Source organism: Acutalibacter caecimuris (assembly GCF_034335085.1).
In the GTDB taxonomy this organism is placed as follows: domain Bacteria; phylum Bacillota; class Clostridia; order Oscillospirales; family Acutalibacteraceae; genus Acutalibacter; species Acutalibacter caecimuris.
This window is the reverse complement of record NZ_JAWXXJ010000001.1, coordinates 217,353-232,836: the sequence shown is the minus strand read 5'-3', so window position 1 is coordinate 232,836 and position 15,484 is coordinate 217,353. Positions and strand designations below refer to the sequence as shown.

12 protein-coding genes are annotated in these 15,484 nt (G+C 50.2%); 7 read left to right on the top strand and 5 right to left on the bottom strand.

Annotation, left to right across the window (positions count from 1 at the left end):
• Window positions 1-77: 77 nt before the first annotated feature.
• Window positions 78-1,448, bottom strand: a complete 1,371-nt coding sequence (locus tag U8U01_RS01205; RefSeq protein ID WP_322169157.1) for an extracellular solute-binding protein — start codon at window positions 1,446-1,448, stop codon at window positions 78-80.
• Between the two features lie 298 nt (window positions 1,449-1,746).
• Window positions 1,747-2,964: a LacI family DNA-binding transcriptional regulator gene (locus U8U01_RS01200; RefSeq protein WP_322169154.1), complete on the bottom strand. Its 1,218-nt coding sequence runs from the start codon at window positions 2,962-2,964 to the stop codon at window positions 1,747-1,749.
• Window positions 2,965-3,398: 434 nt separating this feature from the next.
• On the opposite strand from U8U01_RS01200, the gene U8U01_RS01195 reads away from it, so the two are divergent.
• The gene (locus U8U01_RS01195) at window positions 3,399-4,967 is read left to right on the top strand and encodes a helix-turn-helix domain-containing protein (protein WP_322169151.1); all 1,569 of its coding nucleotides are present in this window, start codon (window positions 3,399-3,401) and stop codon (window positions 4,965-4,967) included.
• A gap of 1 nt (window position 4,968) precedes the next feature.
• Here U8U01_RS01195 and U8U01_RS01190 read toward each other — a convergent pair whose 3' ends face one another.
• The 3 genes from U8U01_RS01190 to U8U01_RS01180 form a co-directional block, all read right to left on the bottom strand.
• Window positions 4,969-5,856 (bottom strand): carbohydrate ABC transporter permease, encoded by an 888-nt coding sequence (locus tag U8U01_RS01190; RefSeq protein WP_322169148.1) that lies wholly within the window; start codon window positions 5,854-5,856, stop codon window positions 4,969-4,971.
• An 18-nt stretch (window positions 5,857-5,874) separates the two neighbouring features.
• Window positions 5,875-6,792, bottom strand: a complete 918-nt coding sequence (locus tag U8U01_RS01185; protein WP_322169146.1) for an ABC transporter permease — start codon at window positions 6,790-6,792, stop codon at window positions 5,875-5,877.
• 63 nt (window positions 6,793-6,855) lie between these two features.
• Window positions 6,856-8,403: an ABC transporter substrate-binding protein gene (locus U8U01_RS01180; RefSeq protein ID WP_322169144.1), complete on the bottom strand. Its 1,548-nt coding sequence runs from the start codon at window positions 8,401-8,403 to the stop codon at window positions 6,856-6,858.
• 258 nt (window positions 8,404-8,661) lie between these two features.
• On the opposite strand from U8U01_RS01180, the gene U8U01_RS01175 reads away from it, so the two are divergent.
• From U8U01_RS01175 to U8U01_RS01150, 6 genes are all read left to right on the top strand, one after another.
• On the top strand, window positions 8,662-10,311 hold the full coding sequence (locus U8U01_RS01175; RefSeq protein WP_322169141.1) for a sensor histidine kinase: 1,650 nt from the start codon (window positions 8,662-8,664) through the stop codon (window positions 10,309-10,311).
• Window positions 10,312-10,435: 124 nt separating this feature from the next.
• Window positions 10,436-11,245, top strand: coding sequence for an alpha/beta hydrolase (locus U8U01_RS01170; RefSeq protein WP_322169138.1), 810 nt, complete (start codon window positions 10,436-10,438; stop codon window positions 11,243-11,245).
• A 41-nt stretch (window positions 11,246-11,286) separates the two neighbouring features.
• Window positions 11,287-12,099 (top strand): alpha/beta hydrolase, encoded by an 813-nt coding sequence (locus U8U01_RS01165; RefSeq protein ID WP_322169135.1) that lies wholly within the window; start codon window positions 11,287-11,289, stop codon window positions 12,097-12,099.
• Window positions 12,100-12,361: 262 nt separating this feature from the next.
• Window positions 12,362-13,441 carry a PHB depolymerase family esterase gene (locus U8U01_RS01160; RefSeq protein WP_322169133.1) on the top strand — a complete coding sequence of 360 codons (1,080 nt, stop codon included), beginning with the start codon at window positions 12,362-12,364 and terminating at the stop codon, window positions 13,439-13,441.
• A 13-nt stretch (window positions 13,442-13,454) separates the two neighbouring features.
• The gene (locus U8U01_RS01155; protein ID WP_322169130.1) at window positions 13,455-14,291 is read left to right on the top strand and encodes an alpha/beta hydrolase; all 837 of its coding nucleotides are present in this window, start codon (window positions 13,455-13,457) and stop codon (window positions 14,289-14,291) included.
• Between the two features lie 88 nt (window positions 14,292-14,379).
• Complete coding sequence (locus U8U01_RS01150) at window positions 14,380-15,198, top strand: alpha/beta hydrolase-fold protein (RefSeq protein WP_322169127.1); 819 nt, start codon at window positions 14,380-14,382, stop codon at window positions 15,196-15,198.
• Window positions 15,199-15,484: the final 286 nt, after the last annotated feature.

The window sequence follows — 15,484 nt, the reverse complement described above, 5'->3', positions numbered from 1 at the left end:
TTGGCCAGCCGCCCCCACGGCTGGCCGCCACACAAGCCGCACAAAAGCTATAAATTTCCGCTATACGCTAAACGCTTTCATTTATTAAGGATTGGTGCCCTGCGCTGCGTAAAACTGTCAATCGTTTCATCCAGTGTCTTTTCACCGATCAGGTAGAGTTCCTTCTCTTCACGCCAAATCGTATCAACCTCCGAGAAGATATCCACCGGAGCAGCCTCGTAATGGGTTTCGGAGTTAAAGAGAGGGGAAACGTCACTGATCCCCGCAGACTTTTCAAAAGCATCAATGGTAGAATCGTCAATATGGGAGGGCAAAACGCCTGCTTCTGCCAGCATCTTCGCACCCTCAGCTCCTGTAAGGTACTGAACAAACTCAAAAGCATGATCAAATTTTTGGCTGTTCTTGTTAATGAGGATAAACGTATTATGGCCGCCAATGGTGACCGGATCTTGCACGCCTTCAGGCTGTGGCATATAGGCAATACCAATCTCACATTTCCCTGCCAGATCGGGGTTATCTGCCAGTTTCTGCTTAGCGTTCCCCACCGTCCATTCGCCGTTAGGTAGCATTGCCACATCGCCCCGCAAGAAGATGTCTACCCAGTCTACAGAGGTGCTCCGCATTTCCTCAAAACTCATGTGCGACTTATCTTCGTTATATAGTCTGCCCAAAAGACCCAGCCAATTCTTAAGGGGCTCCGTGTTCTCATCCAGCACGCTGGAACCCATCTGCACTGCGAGGATCGGCTCACCCATCCAGTCGGGAATAAACCCTCCCCACTGCGTGGTACCGTCGTCACGGGTTTTGGTCATGCTCTTCGCCAGTTCCGCGTATTCGTCCCAAGTCATTTTTTCCGGGTAGGGGATTTTTTCCGCATCAAAAATCAGCTTGTTATAGAACAGAGCAAAAGAAGAGAAACGGTATGGAAGTGCGTAGCATTTACCGTCCGCTAAGGTGCTGGCAAAATCTTCCCCGTAACCATCCAGGTCGATGCCCGCAGCCTTGATGGCGTCTGTCAGGTCGGCTATACTGCCGCCGTCACGGTAAGCAATCATCACCTTTACCGTACTAGACCCGAATACGTCCATCTCACCGCCACCGGCCAGGAGCGCCGTTACCCTGTTGACGTATGCATCCGGGTCACTGCCGGTAGGGACGTAATTTGCATGGACGATTGTGTGCTCACTCTGGGCGTTAAAAGCGTCGACAATAGGCGCAAGGTACCCCTCTTCATCGCCCCATGTATAATATTCGATGGTGACTTTCTCTCCCGGATCCCCCGCCTCCTCAGGCTGTCCGGCAGAGCTTTCGCTTACTGCGTTTCCGCTACTGGAAGAGTCCGTGCCGCTTTTTTGACCCTCACTGTTTCCTCCTGCTGTACAGGCAGAAAAACAAATCACAAGCATCAGTAGAACCAATAGAACGGACATGGTTTTCTTCAGTTTCATGGATCGACCACTCCTTTGTAAGTTTGTTCTTTTTATTTTGGTTTGTAAAACCGGTTTCATAATACCACCTTTCAATATATTTGTCAATACATTCTGAAAATGTTTTTATATCTTCAAGAGCATTGGTGTGTTTGGGCATAATATAGCGAAAAACGCTTTGTATTCCCTTCTGATTTTGAAAGGAATTTCGCTTTTAGTAAAAACGGTTTTACAAAATGCAAAAAAACATCCATTATCACACTTGATAAAGCGATGTGCTACGAATATGGCGTACCGTACGCTCTCTTGCCTCCTAGATTTACAGTGGCTGGATGATCTTCATCGAGGCCGGCAGTACAATGCGCTGGCAGGGAACATCTTTTTGAATAGGATTTAGCCGGTTGAAAAGTGCCTGAAACGCTACCACTCCCAGATCTGCCGCCTTGGGGGTGGTCTTCATCCCGTAACCGAAAACGTCCAAAACGTGAAGGTCATCGAACCCGGCCACCATGATATCGTCCGGTATTTTAACACCGCAGGCCAAAAGGGCACACACGGCCGAAACTGTAGTCAAACTGGACAGTGAAATGATCACATCCGGGCTCTCTGTTTTGTCTAAGAACAATTTCTGCAAGAGCGGCCGGCAACTGCCTACAGCGGGAATGCGCAAGACGCGTTCCTCAGCCAAATCGAGCTGGTACTTGGAAAGCTCCTCTTTGATCACCTGTAGCCTGCTTTTTGTCCCTAACAAGGCCAATTCCGTACGGAACCCTCTGTAGTCCTGGATCAGTACAGCTATTCTTTTATACCTCCCCTGCGCAAGTGTTTGAACAAGCTCCTTAACGCCAGGGGTATTGTCAATGTATATGCCATCACCCAAAAAGCCGGGCAATTCGTTATCTATACAGATGACCGGCGTGCCATTTTCCATGATATGGTTTAGGATCCGCGCATTGTCGCGGCCTTCCGTGGAGGTAGGCACAATAATCAGGCCTGCTACTTTATAGGACATCAGATCCTCAATCGCTGCCTGTTCTTTTTCCACATTGTAATCAGAATTGCATAGCAGCACGCGATACCCGTGGTTCCCCGTCATCTTCTCAATTTCGTAAACCATCTTGCTGAAAAAGTCCTCGTAAATGTCAGGGACGATTACGCCGATGATATTTGACTGGCGTTTGGATAAGCTGACGGCAAGCGCACTGGGAGAATAGTCCAGCTTTTTAACGGCCTGCATGACACTGTTATAGGTCTGCTCGCTGACATATCCGCTCTTATTTAACACGCGGGATACGGTAGCCGGTGAAACGCCGGCTACCGCAGCGACGTCCCGAATGGTCTTTTTCAAGTGGAATTCCTCCTTGGCATAAAGTGATCTCTTTTCATGATGGTTGCTCTGGATCGGCAATATTTCTTTGCATCCTTTACGGTATAAACTACCCACAGCAAGCAAGGCCAAAGCGGTTACTCTTTCTGTTCCTCGCTGCCGCTGCCTTACCAGATTTCTACAAACCCCAAAACCGTTGCAGGTTTTCAATATCTCGCTATACGCCTTTGCTTTTCTTGGCACTACAAGATATGGATGTTTTTTAGTATAACACATATCACAAAAAAAAGATAGATGAATTTATCTATCCACACAGTATTCAAAAAATGGGGTTGCTTTTTTACTTCTTTTTTTCGTTATGAAATTAAGAACGCCAGGCGTATGATGGATGTTGTCAAATGCAACGGGGGATTCTCCGGGGAAACGCGTTTTACCGAAACCGAAGGTTTCATGTAGCACCGCATATACGCCCCGCAAAAAGAAGGTGCAATCACGAACAAAAAGTGCTATAATGTAGAGGCAACATCAAACAAACGGACTGGCAATTACCGGCATGGACAAGCAGGAAAGTCCCTTGCACCCACATCTAAGCTTTTTCGAAGATTGTACGGTGTTACTTGGAATAATGGAGAGGGGAAAGCGCAATGACCATCCTATTAGTAGACGATGAACATGATATCATTGAGGGGATGTTGGCGGGTATCGACTTTGAAACCTTGGGTATTACAAAAGTTTATACTGCTTTCAGCGCCCAGGAAGCCCGGATAATCCTGAGCCAGCACCCGGTGGACATTCTGCTGACTGATATTGAAATGCCCGGAGAAAGCGGGCTAGACTTTTTAACTTGGCTTTCCCGCCAGAACCAGCAGATAGTTACCGTGTTTTGTACCAATTTTGCCAATTTTGATTACGCGAAAAAGGCTGTGGAACTCCATTGCTTTGACTACTACCTAAAGCCCATAGCCTATGAGGACTTGCAGGAGCATTTGGCCGCCGCTGTGTTGGAGGTACAGAAAACCCACCATGCCTCCGCCTACCAGCAGATGGGCGAATATTGGTTACAGGGTCAGGCTGAAAACAAGCGGTCATTTTGGAGGAACATATTCACTGCCACTATGCCTTTGGCAGAAATTGTACGCAAGGGCACAGAAAACGGGATTACCTACGGCGACCATGCAACTTTTACGCTTTGTTATATCCATGTGCGGGACAAAAAAATACAGGAACTGGAAAAATGGAAAGTTTACGGTTTCCGCAACGTGGCGGAAGAAGTGTTTGACGGTGCGGATAACCTATTGGAAACCATGCTATCCATAAGCGGGAATTGGGTTATGGTCCTGGACGAAACAGCGGCAGCCGGATCCCGTAGACAAGCGTTGCTTTCCACCCTTCTTCGCCAAACGGAAGAATTATTCGATGTTTCCGTAAACGCCTACTATTTAGAGCATATCCCCCTGGAAAAAGCCCAGGAGTCCTACAGGGAGATTGTACAGGTTGCTTCCCAGGACGTTTTGCGGAAAACCCCACTACTGGATGTAATCGGATACACCCCACCCAAAAACAGCTATAGCCCAACCTTAATTGCAGGATGGGCCCAGCGGTTTATGGCAGGGAAAATTACCGAACTTTACCCTGAGGTTTCTGCTTTACTGGAGCGCTGTAAAAAAGAAAATACAGTCAGCGCGAAATTTCTAAAATCCTTTCGGGCTGATATCCAACAGATGGCTTTTGCCGAACTGGAACGAAAAGGGATAAACGCCCACATCTTGTTTGACAACCTGCGCTATGATCAACTGCTTGCTTTGTCCTTAGATTCTATCGAAGCCTTTAAGGCCTATCTGCATTACCTGCTACAGCGCACGGAAGAACAAATCCATTTTACCTCCCAGGCCGGCACCATGGTGGGGCGCATAAAAAGCTATGTACAGGAACATTTAAGCGAAGACATCAACCGGGCCAATGTAGCCAAACAGTTTTTTCTAAACCCTGACTACCTGGCCCGGCTGTTCAAAAAAGAAACAGGACAAACCCTGGGGAGTTACCTACAGGAACAACGGATTATGGAAGCGAAAAAACTCCTTTGTAAACCGGGGCTACCTGTAAGTGAGATCGCCCAGATGGTAGGCTATGACAACTACAGTTACTTCTCCCACTTCTTCCACGAAAAAACCGGAATGAGCCCCAGCCAGTTCCGCAAATCCTTTGCGCTATAAATTATCCTTTTACTGCTCCTAACATAATACCATCGGCAAAGTACTTTTGCAGGAATGGGTAGAGGATCAAAATCGGGAGCATGGCCACAAAGGCAATAGCCATACGGATAGACACCTGGGGCGTCTGCATCAAGGCGCCGGAATTTGCCGTAGAGTTGGCCAGCAAAGCTTGGATATCCTGGACCATGCGGTTAAGCAAAGCCTGGACGCTGAGTAGGCGGGCATCGGAAATGTAATACTGGGCATTGGTCCAGTCATTCCAATAGCCCAGGCCCGCAAACAGTCCTACCGTGACCAAAATCGGTTTGGAAAGAGGCAGGGCAATGCGCAGGTAGATGTTGGGGTAGCTGGCGCCGTCGATTTTTGCAGCCTCATACATCTCATAGGGGATGCTGGTACTCATATACGTGCGGATCAGGATAATGTTAAAGGCCCCTAGCAAAAAATTGGGCAAAATGTATGCCCACAGGGTATCGCGAATGCCAAACCAGCTCGTCCACATGATGTATGAGGGAACCAGCCCACCGGAAAAGAGCATGGTAAAAAACACAAAGAAACTAAGGAAACGGTGGCCTGGCAAATTTTTGAGGGACAAGGGGAAGGCCATTAGCGTGGAGAGCAACAGGCAGGCAGAAGTCCCTACAACGGTGGAAAAGAGGGAGATACCGTAGGCCCGTAGCAGGGTAGCAGAATTGCTGGCAATATACTCGTAAGCATATAGGCTGAACCTTTCGGGAAACAGGGAGTACCCGTTGACGATCAGCGTATTCTCTTCTGTAATAGAGGACATAAATAATAAAAGCAACGGCAAAATCATAACCAGCGCTACCAGGATCAGTATGATATTGATGATAACCTGGTAGGCTTTTTGGCCTTTAGAGAGAATCATAATCAGGGTTCCTCCTATTTAGAAGATCGCATTTTCTGCACTGACCTTGCGTACAATCAGGTTTGTGGTCATCACCAGCAGGAACCCTACGATAGACTGGAACACACTGGCCGCAGCAGAGCGCCCAATGCCGCCGGCGGACATTAGTGCCCGGTACACATAGGTGTCAATCGTCTGCGTGACCGCATACAGGGTACCGGAGTTTTGCGGTACCTGGTAGAACAGGCCAAAATCGGAAAAGAATATCTTTCCCACGCTAAGGATGAGCAGGGTAACGGTAGCGGGGATCAGGAAAGGCAGGATAATACGGGTAATCTGCTGCCATTTGCTGGCCCCGTCCAAAGAGGCCGCTTCCAGCAGGGAATTGTCGATGCCGGCAATCGCCGCTACATAAATCAAAGTGCCATAGCCCACACCCTTCCATAGGTTTGTAAGGATGAGGATAGCCGGCCAATACCTTGGCGTACTGTACCAGGCAATAGGCTCCTTCCCCAGGAAGGGCAGGATGGTATGGTTCATCATACCGTTTTCCTGGCTGAGCAGGGCGAACACAATATAGCTTACCACCACAATGGAGATAAGGAAGGGCAGCAGCAGGGAACTTTGATACAGGGAGCGCATCCGCTTGCTCAGCACATCGGAAAGGATGATGGCCAGCAGGATGCCCATTACATTGTTGACGATAATAAACGCAACGTTATAAAGCAGCGTATTGCGCAAAATAATAAACGCGTCGCTGGTGCCAAATAAGAACTTAAAGTTTTCCAGCCCGGCCCAAGGGCTGCCGAACATACCGTCGTTTACATTATACTGTTTAAAGGCTACCACAATACCCGCCATTGGGATATAGTTGTTGATAATGAGATAGGCGATGCCGGGAAGCATCATCAGATACAGTGGCAAGTAAGGGAGGAACCGATGCAGTTTCTTTTTCACATATTTCCACCTCTGATAAAAAACTTACCGGCGGCCTTTCAAAAGACCGCCGGCAGTGCGGTTTTATTGCTCTGCTAACCAGGCGTCAAACTGTTCTTGCTTTGCGGCCATCACTTTCTCTAAGCCAGCCACGTACAACTCACCATTCAGGGCTTTTAGGGAGGCATCAATATCCTCTACCACACCAAAGGACAAATCCTTCAGATACTTATCGCGCACAGAGGTAAGCTGGGCCGTTTCTGTGGCAAAATCAGTAGAGTCGAAGGTAAAGCCCATTGCCTTGGACTGTTGGGCGCCGCTGTTGAACTCCTGGTACTTGTCCAGGATATCCGCGGGGTTCCCTTCCCACAGGTGCCCGGCAAACTGATTGGGGTACATCCAGCCCATATCCTGGTGATAGCCTACATTGTGGGCATCTATCCCCTCAGGATAGCCAGCCGTACCGTCTTCCAGTTCTACCCAGTCCTCGCCCTCAATGCCCCAGTTGATCAGGTCGGCAAATTCGCTGCTGCCATAACACCAGTTAAAGAACTCCACTGCCTTTTTCGGGTCTTTGGAGGCATTGGCCACTGAATAGATGGTGATGCCTGCGTTGGATGCCATCCGGCTGCCCAACGGGATAATCTCCAGTTCGTAACCTGTTTGGGCAATTTTCTCCTGTATGGTGTTGGGCTTATACGCCAGCATAATGGAGAAGGTATTCCCCGCCTTCATTTTTACTTCGCCAGAGTCGGTGTTGACGGCAATGTCCTGGGAGGCGTACCCGGCGTCATACCAGGACTTTCCAATTTCGCAGAAATCCCGGAACAGGTCCGATTCATACACATTGGTAACGGTGGTTTCCTGCCCGTAATTACCCAGTACACCAAAACCGTCCCCTAGACCGTCTACAAACGAGCTAGTAACTTGCGTGCCCATAATGCAGGTGCCATCCAAAACCGTCATCTCCGGGTGGGCTGTTTTTACAGCCGCAAAAAGTTCGGTAATCTGATCAAAGGAACGCATATCCTCGGTGGTAACATGGAAATCGTCTACCGAGTATTTCAACTCCTCAAAAATATCCTTTCGTACAGCCAATCCCAAGGGATACCCGGCCTCTTTTACAATGGGAAAGCCGGTAAGGAAGTCGCCAATATATCCGCCTTCCATCAGGCCGCCCACATACTGTTTCACATTGGGCACCATATCCAAGTAAGGGCTAACATCCACAATGTACTGCGACGCAATGTACGTCGCCCCCATGCCAATGCCCAGGGGCATCAAATCCATGGGCTCGCTGGCTGCCAATCTCATAGGCAACTGGGATTGGAATTCACTAAATGTCATGGGGATAAGGTTTACGGTCATGTTCAGTTCTTCCACGGCCAGTTCATTCACTGCGGCACGCACTTTGTCCATATTGGGGCCTACAGAGGCCACCAGATACGCAAAGTTAATTTCATAGGGCTCCTCTTGGGTCGCGGCGCTGGACGGTTCTTCCGATGTGCTGGAAGATCCTGCGCTTGAGGCACCGCCTGTAGAAGAGGCGCTGCTGTTTTCCCCATTCGAGCACCCAGTCAGTGTGGACAGGCCTAGCATGAGAGCCAGGCAGAATGCAATCAGTTTTTTCATGGTTTTCCTCCTTTGAATTTTAGAAAAAGAAAATACGTGCCATGTTCCCAGGGCCCTGGGATGTCATATTCCCTGTTTAGAGCATACCGAAAAAAACGGTACAAAACTAGCAAAAAAACGGAGGAGTAGTTTTGTTATTCGGACTTTCCCCCAAAAAGCATTTACCTGGGCACCGTTTCTATTATATAATTGGGGCAAAGAATTCACAATCACCCAAACATACAGTCCCTGTGGGTGGAAGAGAGGAGGAATACTTCCATGGAAAGTAAAAAAACTTCCTATTCCCTACGTAAAATACTGGCGGTCATGCTGGCTGTTCTGTTTCCTGTGGCTCTGGGCGGTATTTTTTTCATTTTGTATACCATCCGGGATACGCAGGAAAGGGAGCACGAGGCCCTGTGTGCCTCAATAAGTACCCAGACAGCCCAAGTAAGTACAGAACTGTCGCGGATGAACAGCTATATGGTGGATTTGTTGCTGAACGATCCCTATGTAGAAGAGTTGCGCTTTGCCAAAACTGTAAACCAGCGCAATGTCGCGGCCCGGAACTTGATTTCCCAGTTCGAGTACGATGATGCGATTTGGGATACAGCTTACAGCTTTTCTTTTTTCATTCCCCAAGAAGAACTGATGTTCTCCCGATTCAACTACACCTTTCCCTATGCGGATAATCTGGCAATGCGTGCTTTCTTCCAGGAGAAAATCCACAGCGGCACCCTGGAACTTCCTGGCATCACCTGGGAAACCATAACGCTGGGGGAAAGCCTTTACCTCTATCAGGTGTATCGTGTAGACAATATTACCTTGGCAGCATGGGTCTCCTGCGACGCCCTGTTTTTCCCCATCAAGGCCAACAGCCTCTCCCCCCAAGGGGACATTTTCTACCTAAGCGCCTCTCAGGCAACGAAGAAGGAGTTCCCCGACCATACGGTTCAGTTTGAAATATCCCCAGAATATACCCATGTTTCTTTGGTCATTACCGACGAGCCTTATCTGGACTGGGGGAGTTTCTCCCTGATGATCTGCTTTGTGGTATTTATCTTTCTGGTTGTTCTGGTTGTTACCATCTATACCCTCCGGTATTACCGTAGATATATCCAGCAGCCCTTAGAAAATTTTATCCACCATGTGGATGAGTACTCTAAACACCGCCAGTCGGTAAAACGGGGTGGTATCCGGGAACTCAACGATGCATTGGAGGCCTTCGATGGCCTTTCCCAACAAATCGAAAAGCTGCGTATTGACCTGTACGAGGAAAAACTGGTTTTAGCCCAGACGGAGATGGAATACCTACAGCTACAGATTAAGCCCCACTTTTTTGTTAATTGCTTTTCTCTCATCCACGCTATGGCACAAAAGCAGGAGTATAAGCGCATCCAGTCTTTCTGCGTTAAACTCTCTAACTATGTGCGTTACCTGTTTTCCGAAAGCCTCAGCCTTGTCCCCTTGGAGCGGGAACTCTCTATGGTGCGGGAATTTTTGGATATCCAGCGCATCCGCCACCGGGTAGACTCCCAGCTAACGGAGGATATTACCGGTACCCCGGAGGCATGGCAGATCCCCCCTCTCGCCCTGCTTACCTTTGTAGAAAACGCCCTAAAGCATGGGGGCTCAAAAAACATCCACATCGAAATCCGGGTACGGCTATGCCAGGCAGAGGCAAAGGAATGGCTGCAAATTTTGGTCCAGGATACCGGGGCCGGTTTCCCCCCTTCCATGCTGGAAAAAGCCTCTCAGCCAGAACCAGGCAAAAGCAATACCCGTCATTTGGGTATTTTCAACATCAGCAAGCGGCTGCAATTTCTATACGGGGAAAACTTCCGCCTCTCGTTTTCCAATAATTCGCAAGGTGGCCTGGTTACCCTGCTCCTGCCCATGGAATGGCAAGAGAATACGTCTGGATTCTGATAAAACCCTACGCTTTTCTGATATCTCCCCTACCTGCCAATGTGCTATGATGGAATAGGAAAAGCAGCCGCCCCGGTAGGAACCCTCCTGAAGTGGGGCGGCCAAAACGAAAGGATGGTTCTTTATGGGAAAGTTTGTCTGTAATTTCATCAGCTATTCGCTAAAACGTACCGTAGACGTAACCGTGGTGGTACCCACCCCTACCCTGACCGATGGTTTTACCCTGGAGGCCGACCCTGGCGCCCCTGTTAGCCACAAGCCCCAGCACAAATACCCGGTGCTGTACTTGCTCCACGGCATGGGGAATAACCACGCCACCTGGAGCGGCTACACCAATATTGAGATGTACGCTGAGGAGCAGAACATTATGGTGGTCATGTTCTCTGCGGAAAACAAAAGCTATATTGATGTACCCGGTGGCGGCATTATCCAGGATAATTTCTTCCGGTTCCTCCATAAGGAACTGCCTGATTTTGTCTGCGGTATGTTCCCTGCTTTAAGCGAACCGGAGCACACTTACATTGCGGGGCTTTCGATGGGCGGCTATGGTACGTTGGTCCACGGTTTTTCCAACCCGGAGCAGTATAAGGCTATGGGTGTGTTCTCCGTAGGCTGTTCCCTTCCTCCCCAGAGCGACGAGGACGGTAAGCCCATTCCCCGTGACGCCCGCTGGGAGCCTATGAAACTGGCGGAAAAAATCAAGGCCGAAGGCCGGCAGTTCCCCAAAATGTACATTGCCTGCGGCGATAAAGACCACCTTTATGACAGTGCCGTGGAACTCCAGAAAAAAATGAAGGAGTTGGGTGCCGACGTCACCTGGGTATCCCGCCCCGGCTTTATCCACGAATGGCGGTTGTGGGACGAGCAGGTAGAGGCTTTCCTCAACTGGATCCCCCGGACAGACTTTTATGCCGGCAGCAAGCGGCGGATTTAAGCCCTGCGGTCTGTTTGCATAACTAGGAAGGAGCATTTTGAATGGGAAAAATTTCGTGTAATTTTATCAGCTATTCCTTAAAGCGCACGGTGGACATAACGGTGGTGGTGCCCACCCCCACCCTGACCGATGGTTTTACCCTGGAGGCCGGCCCCAGTGCCCCTGTTAGCCACAAACCTCCGCACAAATACCCGGTGCTATACTTACTTCATGGTATGGGGAATAACCACGCTACCTGGAGCGGCTATAGCAATGTTGAGATGTACGCGGAAGAGCGAAATATTATCGTAGTCATGTTCTCCGCAGAGAATAAAAACTACCAGGATGTGCCCGGCATCAACGGGATGCTCAAGGACAATTTCTTCCGGTTCCTCCATAAAGAACTGCCTGATTTTGTCTGCGGTATGTTCCCCGCTTTAAGTAAGCCGGAACACACTTACATTGCAGGGCTTTCAATGGGCGGCTATGGCACTCTTGTTCACGGCTTTACCAACCCGGAACAGTACCGGGCTATGGGGGCGCTCTCCATCGGAGGCAATCCGCCGCCCCGTAAGGACGCAGAGGGCAATGATATCCCCTACCCGGACTCCTGGAAACCTATAAAGCTAGCAGAAAAGGTAAAGGCCGAGGGAAGGCAATTCCCCAAAATGTACATTGCCTGCGGCGATAAAGATGGCCTATACCCCGCCGCTTTGGAACTTCAGGAAAAGATGAAAGAACTGGGCGCCGATGTCACCTGGGTGCCCTGCCCCGGCTTTGTCCACGAATGGCGGCTGTGGGACCAGCAAATAGAGGCTTTCCTGGACTGGATTCCCCGGACAGATTTTTACGCTGGCAGCAAACGGCGGATTTGAACCCTCCGGGATATGCCTTTTACTCCACAGCAGGGAAGGCGCCCTGCTGTGGATGTTTTGTATCTTCTTCTGGTGTGTGCTATACTAGGGCGTGTTCCCATAAGCGTTCGTACCCGTCTTTTGGGCAAATTTTTGCCATCTTTTGCGTTGAAAATTCTTGAAATACGCAAGTACGTCTGCGAATTTTCGCATTGCATCTGACAAAAATTTTCTCCAAAATCTGCATACGCAGCTTATGTGAACACGCCCTAAGGAAAACAGTTTGATTTACAGAAAGGAGCGGTTTACATTGCAAGCACAGGTTTACGCAAAGGTGACGAACATTGGCTGGGCCCCCCACTACTTCCAACTGAAGGGTTGCCCCCAAAACGTTGCCCCGGAAAACTTCACCCTACAGGTGGAACAAAGAGGGAAACGGGAAGAAAAGGCCATTATGCGGGTAGAAAGCCTCCCCGAAGGGTTGCGGCTCTACCCCGAAGAATTCTCCTACAACTGTGACTTTCTGCTGGAAGGGACGGGGCCAGCTAAGGGCATTCGGCTTACCAAGCAGGAAGTAGCCCAGGTAGAGGTGGAAAATCTGGAACTATTTGCCGCCAAAGAGGAACAGGGTGTTCGTTACAGGCTGTATAGCCCCGCCCATGCCGCCGGCCCCAGGCCCCTTATGCTGTTCCTGCATGGAGGTGGAGAAGGCGGCACAGACAACTTCACGCAGATGGTAGGCACCGTTGGGGCCCTCAGGCTGGCAGAGCTTTACCCCGATATGTATGTGATGGCTCCCCAGGCCCCAGCCGGCAAGCCGCCTTCATCTCCTGCGGCCCAGTCTTTCTCTGGCAGTATAAACCAGCCAGATACCGGCTGGCACCGGGCATATCTGGCCGCTGTATGCGATATCATCCGGGGGCTGGTTGCCGCTGGCAAGGTGGACAGTAACCGGGTTTTGGTCACCGGTATGTCCATGGGAGGGGGCGGTACTCTGCGGGCCCTATCGGTAGGCAGCGGGCTATTCGCCGCCGCAGTTCCCATCTGCCCCACCATGACCCCGGAAACCTATGGCATCCTGCGCAGCCTGACAGATACAAAAATCTGGGTAGCGGCTGCTTATGTCGACCACACCATCTACCGCCACAAATACATTGTGGACGGGATTTTAGCGCTACGGGACGCCGGTAACCAGGACGCCCACCTTACCATCTTCTCCCCGGAGGAACTGGCCGCCTATGGCCTGGGTAACGCCCCCAGCATTTCCCTGGAAGAAAAGTTCGGCCAGAACCACGCCTGCTGGATGCTCGTCTACAACGGCGAACACGGGATTATGGAGTGGCTTGCCAGCCAGCACAAATGAAAGGAGAACACCTATGTCCGTCCTTACCTACAATTTTGAAAGCCAATACTTAAAGAACAACCACGAAATTTCCGTCATCCTCCCCGACAAGCCCCGTGAACTGACTCCCGCTCAGTTTTTTGGAAGTGGGCAAAAGTTCAAGGTATTGTGGCTGCTCCACGGCACCTTTGGCGATCATTCCGACTGGCTGCGCAAAACCAGCATTGAGCTGTATGCAACCGAGAAAAACCTGGTGGTGGTGATGCCCTCTGCCCTGAACTCCAACTATTCTAACTGGGACAGCACTATGATGGGCTACCAGATGTACGACTATCTCACCCAGGAGTTGATGCCCCTTATTTACGGCTGGTTTCCCGTATCCGACAAGCGGGAGGACAACTTTATCGCCGGGCTTTCTATGGGCGGCCGGGGGACAATTAAATATGCCGTAAATCATCCCGAAAAATTTGCAGCGGCAGCCGTGCTATCCGCTTCCCCTATGGATTTCTCCCTCCTGTCGCCGGATAACCCCAACGCCATGTTAAATTCACAGAACCCACGCATGAAGAATACGCTGGCCAATGCCGGAGGGCTGGAGGCTTTCCGGGATTCCTGTGAAAACGTGTGGGCTATCATCGACAAGCTGGCCCCCACCGGCAAGCTGCCCCGGCTGATGTTCGCCTGTGGCCGGGATGACACGATGATCTATAACAGCTTGCTGGAATTCAAGAAACACTGCGGTGAAATTGGCCTGGAACCTCATTGGTTTTTCCGGGACGGCTACCGCCACGAATGGCGTTTCTGGGACTTGGCCATCCAGGAGGCATTGGATTTCTTTGGCCTCACCGAAACAGGCGGGAACCCTTTCTAAGGCAAACAGGATCCCGGCTTAAAAAGGAGTAGGTTTCTTTATGTCCTTATTTCAGTACAATTTTAAAAGCCAAAGTGTGGGAAGGAACGTGAACATCACCTTCATACTTCCCACAGACGGCCTGAGTTTCTTCGACCCTGCTGAAGCAGAACAGCGGGGACAGAATCCCATCACCCGGCCCTTCCAATACACCTACCGGCCGGGCATGAAGTTTCAGACGGTTTATGTATACCATGGCGGCGGGGAAGACAATTCCATATCCGCCCGTTACGCTGCCCTGGAACGGGTGGCGCAAGAAAACAAGGTCATGCTGGTTTGCCCAGACATCCAGTTTTTTGGCACGGACTGCCCTGGGGGCAAGTATTTTACCTATCTGACAGAGGAACTGCCCTGCATTGTGCAAACCCTATTCCCCTCTTCACCAAAGCGGGAGGACAATTTCGTTATGGGATATGCTATGGGGGCCAACGTAGCCTTAGGCACAGCCATTCTTCGCTCGGATCTGTTCCGCGCCTGCATGGACATTTCAGGGGGAATCGGGATGACCTTGCAGACCAGCACGTTGGTGGAAGAACTGGAAAGTGACCACTTCCGCACCTATATGCCTTCTTACCAAATAGCTTTTGGAAACCCGGAGAGTTTCCCCGGCTCTACTTATGATCTGTATCCCCCTGCCAGGAGATTCAAAGAGGAGGGCAGGGAACTTACGGAATTCATCCTGGTTTGCGGGAGCAAAGAGTTTATTCGCCAACGGGTAGAGGATGACGCGGCCCGGCTCAAAGAGATAGGCTATCAGGTAACCTACCTCTGCCCAGAGGGCTACGACCATGACTGGAGAACCTGGGACGAATACATGGCCAGGGGGTTAAACGAACTTTTGCCCCTAAAGAGGGAATACCTGTATTGATCAGATTGCCCCCATAAAAAGGAGGATATCCCCCGGTTGTTCGCGCCATTTACCAACCGTATCTGCCGGGAATACAGGATCTTCCGTTTCATATCTACCCGTCTTGGGGCCCGTTGCACCGGTTGAGAAAGCTGGCTAATGTGCATCATAGCCTCCCTTTTCGCAACTTTTTCAAGATTCACACGGCCCCTGCAAGGTATCTTATCGGCAAAAAAGCTATCATAAAAACACGCCGTTCCCCGTAGAGCACCTGCCGGGAACGGCGTGTTTTTGTGATAACCTCTTT

Coding starts and splice junctions, on each gene's coding strand:
- U8U01_RS01205 (WP_322169157.1), bottom strand. CDS start 1,448: ATGAAACTGAAGAAAACCATGTCCGTTCTATTGGTTCTACTGATGCTT.
- U8U01_RS01195 (WP_322169151.1), top strand. CDS start 3,399: ATGACCATCCTATTAGTAGACGATGAACATGATATCATTGAGGGGATG.
- U8U01_RS01190 (WP_322169148.1), bottom strand. CDS start 5,856: ATGATTCTCTCTAAAGGCCAAAAAGCCTACCAGGTTATCATCAATATC.
- U8U01_RS01180 (WP_322169144.1), bottom strand. CDS start 8,403: ATGAAAAAACTGATTGCATTCTGCCTGGCTCTCATGCTAGGCCTGTCC.
- U8U01_RS01175 (WP_322169141.1), top strand. CDS start 8,662: ATGGAAAGTAAAAAAACTTCCTATTCCCTACGTAAAATACTGGCGGTC.
- U8U01_RS01170 (WP_322169138.1), top strand. CDS start 10,436: ATGGGAAAGTTTGTCTGTAATTTCATCAGCTATTCGCTAAAACGTACC.
- U8U01_RS01165 (WP_322169135.1), top strand. CDS start 11,287: ATGGGAAAAATTTCGTGTAATTTTATCAGCTATTCCTTAAAGCGCACG.
- U8U01_RS01155 (WP_322169130.1), top strand. CDS start 13,455: ATGTCCGTCCTTACCTACAATTTTGAAAGCCAATACTTAAAGAACAAC.